Annotated in this window: 2 protein-coding genes and 4 pseudogenes; 3 read left to right on the plus strand and 3 right to left on the minus strand. The window is 66.8% G+C overall.

What is annotated here, in order from left to right; translation table 11 throughout:
* Window positions 1-185 (minus strand): annotated as a pseudogene (locus ABZY11_RS43425) (IS5/IS1182 family transposase); the annotation flags it as partial.
* A 143-nt stretch (window positions 186-328) separates the two neighbouring features.
* On the opposite strand from ABZY11_RS43425, the pseudogene ABZY11_RS43430 reads away from it, so the two are divergent.
* Both ABZY11_RS43430 and ABZY11_RS43435 read left to right on the plus strand, forming a co-directional pair.
* Window positions 329-457, plus strand: a pseudogene (locus ABZY11_RS43430) (IS630 family transposase); the annotation flags it as partial.
* Between the two features lie 137 nt (window positions 458-594).
* Window positions 595-1,242, plus strand: coding sequence for a class I SAM-dependent methyltransferase (locus ABZY11_RS43435; RefSeq protein ID WP_356484462.1), 648 nt, complete (start codon window positions 595-597; stop codon window positions 1,240-1,242).
* A gap of 609 nt (window positions 1,243-1,851) precedes the next feature.
* Here ABZY11_RS43435 and ABZY11_RS43440 read toward each other — a convergent pair.
* Window positions 1,852-3,186 carry an MFS transporter gene (locus ABZY11_RS43440; protein ID WP_356484463.1) on the minus strand — a complete coding sequence of 445 codons (1,335 nt, stop codon included), beginning with the start codon at window positions 3,184-3,186 and terminating at the stop codon, window positions 1,852-1,854.
* A 331-nt stretch (window positions 3,187-3,517) separates the two neighbouring features.
* Between ABZY11_RS43440 and ABZY11_RS43445 the strand changes: the two are divergent.
* Window positions 3,518-3,769 (plus strand): annotated as a pseudogene (locus tag ABZY11_RS43445) (rhodanese-like domain-containing protein); the annotation flags it as partial.
* 17 nt (window positions 3,770-3,786) lie between these two features.
* On the opposite strand, the pseudogene ABZY11_RS43450 reads toward ABZY11_RS43445, so the two are convergent.
* Window positions 3,787-3,858 (minus strand): annotated as a pseudogene (locus tag ABZY11_RS43450) (encapsulin); the annotation flags it as partial.
* Window positions 3,859-3,880: the final 22 nt, after the last annotated feature.

Consider the following 3,880-nt stretch of genomic DNA (forward strand, 5'->3'; position numbering starts at 1 on the left):
TTCAGCCAGGCCGGCACCGGCAGCAAAGGCCGGACGGCCGCCCATTCCCCGTCCGTCATGTCGGAGGGATACCGGCGTTCCCGGTCCGGATGATCTGCTGCGTTGCCGTAGACATGCGCGAGGCAATCACACGATGGAGCAGCCGAGTTGAACTGAACAGGTTCGGACGCGTACAACAACGACACCAGGGCCTCCCGGCACTGCTCGGTCAGATTCGCATCCCCGAGCTACCGAGAGGCCCTGTCTTCATGCGCGCACAACGGGAAGATCACCCCGGCGGGAAACCTGTTCGACCCGCACGTTCCATGATCGGTTGAGATACGGCTTCTCAGTGAAGGCCCTGGAGCAAGACATCAGGGCCTGGATCGACGGATGGAACGAAAACCCCAGGCCCTTCATCTGGACCAAGACCGCCGACGAGATCCTCAAATCCCTCGCCGACTACCTCACCAAAATCAACCCAGCCAGCCATCAAAGGAATAGTTACCCTCATGATTTGCGGCGCATCACATTAGCAACAGCCAGGCGAACGGGCGGAAGGGGAGATCGTGATTCTCTCGGCTCGTCTCAGCGTCAGGAGCTACTGTCGCGGGCATGGTCGAACACGATGCCTTCAGTGCCTCCCGCGAGGCCTATGACGCTGTTGCCCCCACCTATGCGCAGCTGTTCCGCGACGAGCTGCGTGACAGGCCCCTGGACCGCGCGATCTTGGGTGCCTTCGCCGAGGCCGTAAGCGCGAGTGGGGATGGTCAGGTCGCGGATCTGGGGTGTGGGCCTGGCCATATCACTGCATATCTGGACGAGTTGGGGCTGTCGGCGTTTGGTGTTGATGCCTCTCCTGCGATGATCAAGTTGGCTCGGCAGGCCTATCCGGGTCTGCGGTTCGACGTGGGCTCGATGGCCGCGCTGAACATCGCTGACGGCGTGCTGGGCGGCGTACTGTCACGTTGGTCCATCATCCACACTCCGCCGCAAGAACTGCCCGGCATCCTGGCGGAGTTCCACCGTGTGCTGGCACCTGGCGGCCACCTCCTGGTCGGCTTTTCGGCAAGCGATGATCCGTCTCACCCGACGCAGGTCTTCGATCACGCAGTCGCGCCGGCCTATCGGTGGTCGCCTGATCACCTCGCCGAGCTGCTGCGCAAGTCAGGGTTGGCCGAGGTGGCCCGGATGGTTCGCGAGCCTCAGCCCACCGACCGACGGCAGTTTCAGGAGATTCAACTGCTCGCCCGCAAAGCCTAGGCAGGGGCCCTGTCTGGCCGAGGACATGACCGCATCCACCCTGCCGGACGGGGGACCGTCAGTTTCAGGCATCGACTCGTGATCAGGACTCACCGCCCGTTCGAGCTCCGATGTGGCCGAAAGAGGGGAAACACAAGCGTGCTCATGGATGCAAGGAATTCCGAAGGCGTGTGCGCGGGTGCCGATGGATACTTTCCGTTTCTCGAAGTGGGCGAGGAAAGCGTCCCACTCCTCCAGGGGCGGGATCCGGTACTCCTCGCTGGGGCGGGTCGCCCTGCGGCGGGCGATGAACGCTCGGTGGGCCTCGATGCTCCCGGCGAGGTGGACCGATGGCGGCGGAGTCGGGTATTGGGGCCCTCGGAATGCCTTGGTCATGACCGTCCTCGCTGGCTCACATCAGTGTGTTGTCTTTGAGGAGGCGGCGTGCGCCGGTCCAGGGCTTTTCGCTGTCGATGGTTCCCTGCGGGCCGGTTCAGCGGACAGTGCCGTAGGTGAGGCCGTGGGCATGGCGGTGCTTCGTCGCGGCCTATGCGTTCCAGCAGGTCCCGGGCCTTTGCTCGGGAGACCCAGGCCAAGGCGACACCGGGACGCTCAGCGGTCGTCAACGCCTCATGGCCGCAGCCGCTGCAGGTCACCCATCGCTGCTGGCGGCGTTCGCACCAGGGCTGCCGGTTGGCCCGCGTGGTCGGTGATCCAGCGAGCGGCGAGGAGACCGGAAGCTGCGGTGAGGGTGGCGCCGGCGATGACGGTGGCGTGGAGGCCGAGGGCGTCGGCGAGGATTCCGGCGACGAGGGCCCCGGCTGCGTAGCCGATGTCGCGCCAGAAGCGGTACGTGCCCAGGGCGTTGGCGCGCCAGGCAGGGTGGGCGTGGTCGGAGACGGAGGCGATCAGAGCCGGGTAGACCATGGCGGTACCCAGGCCGAGGGCGACGGCGGACAGGATGCCCGCGAGCAGGGGGGTGTCCAGCAGGGCGAGGGCGAGGATGAAGCCGGTGGATTGGACGAGCATGCCGGTGACGATGAGGGGTTTGCGGCCGATGTGGTCGGCGAGGTGGCCGGTGGGGATCTGGCCGATGCCCCAGAGGATCGGGTAGAGGCCCTTGATGAGGCCGACGGCGACGAGCCCGAGGCCGTGGTCGGTGAACAGGAGGGGGAAGACGCCCCAGGTCAGGCCGTCGTTGAGGTTGTTGACGAGGCCGGCCTGGCTGGCGCCGCGTAGGGAGCGGTCTCGCCAGGAGGTACGGGCGAACACGGCCTTCAGGCCGGTGTTCTCGCCGGTGGGCAGGGGCTTGGTGTGGTGAGCGAGTTCGAGTGCCACATGTGCGGCGGTGTCCCGGACCACGAGGGTCAGGGCGAGACCGGCGACGACGAAGACGACGCCGATGAGCTCGGGGACGGGGCGCAGGCCGTAGTTGGTGGCGAGGTAGCCGGTGAGCAGGGCGGTGACACCGACCGCGGTGTATCCGGCGGCCTCGTTCAGCCCGGTCGCGAGCCCTCGTCGGGAGGGGCCGACGAGGTCGATCTTCATGTTGACGGTCATGGACCAGGTCAGGCCCTGGTTGAGGCCGAGTAGGACGTTCGCGGCGACGATCCAGCCCCAGGAGGGTGCCCAGGCGAGGGCAAAGGGCACGGGGATGCCGATGAGCCAGCCGGCGACGAGCAGTTGCTTGCGGCGGAAGCGCGCCGTGAGCGCGCCCGCGGCGAGGTTGGTGAGGGCCTTGGTGAGGCCGAAGGCAATGATGAAGGAGAAGACGGCCAGGTCGCTTGTGAGACCGAAGGTGTCGCTGCCGATGAGCGGCAGGGTGGTCCGCTCCAGGCCCACCAGGCCGCCTACCGCGATGTTGACGACGACGAGCAGGGAGAACTGGAGCCGGTTCTCCCGTAGGCCGAGGCGGACCGGATGCCCGGCGTCGGTCGGCGTGATGACCGTAGGCGTGGCGATCACGAGCGGATCTCCTTTGAGCTCTGGCGAGGTGGTGGCAGGCAGGTGGGCGCCGGTGCGGTGTCGGGCGGCCGCGATCCGCGTGCACCTGCCGCATGCCCTGTACGGGGCGCTCGTGCTCTGCGCCCCAGCGCGGCGTCCCAGGCGGTCCTGATCTGCGGGGAAGCACGTATCGGCAGTTCAGAATACCCCACCGGGTATATGGGATGGAGTCTGAGACACGCACCGCGCCATGACTCACGATACCCAGGGGGGTATTTGACTTCTCCGTGGAGTCGACTTACGGTCGAGTACGTAAATACCCAGGGGGGTATCGAAACCAAGGGATGCCTCGATGCGTGAAGTAGATCTGGACGTCTTCGCGGCCGAGCTCGCCCACGGCGCGTTCGTCATCGACGTCCGTGAGTCCGACGAGTACGCGGTCGGCCACGTGCCGGGAGCGCTCAGCACTCCGCTGTCGGCGTTCGGCGCGGCTCTCGGCGGGCTGCCCGGCGACAGGCCGGTGTACGTGATCTGCGCGAGCGGCAGTCGGAGCGCCCGGTCAGCTGAACAGCTCGCGGCGCTCGGAGTGGACGCCGTATCGGTCGCGGGCGGCACCGCGGGCCGGGCCTCTTCTTCGATCTGGTCCCAGGCGGCTTCCGTGACCGGGGCGAGTTCGCGGTGGAGATTGTTCATCACTGGGCACTTTCCTGCAGGC

The organism is Streptomyces sp. NPDC006510 (assembly GCF_040611955.1).
In the GTDB taxonomy this organism is placed as follows: domain Bacteria; phylum Actinomycetota; class Actinomycetes; order Streptomycetales; family Streptomycetaceae; genus Streptomyces.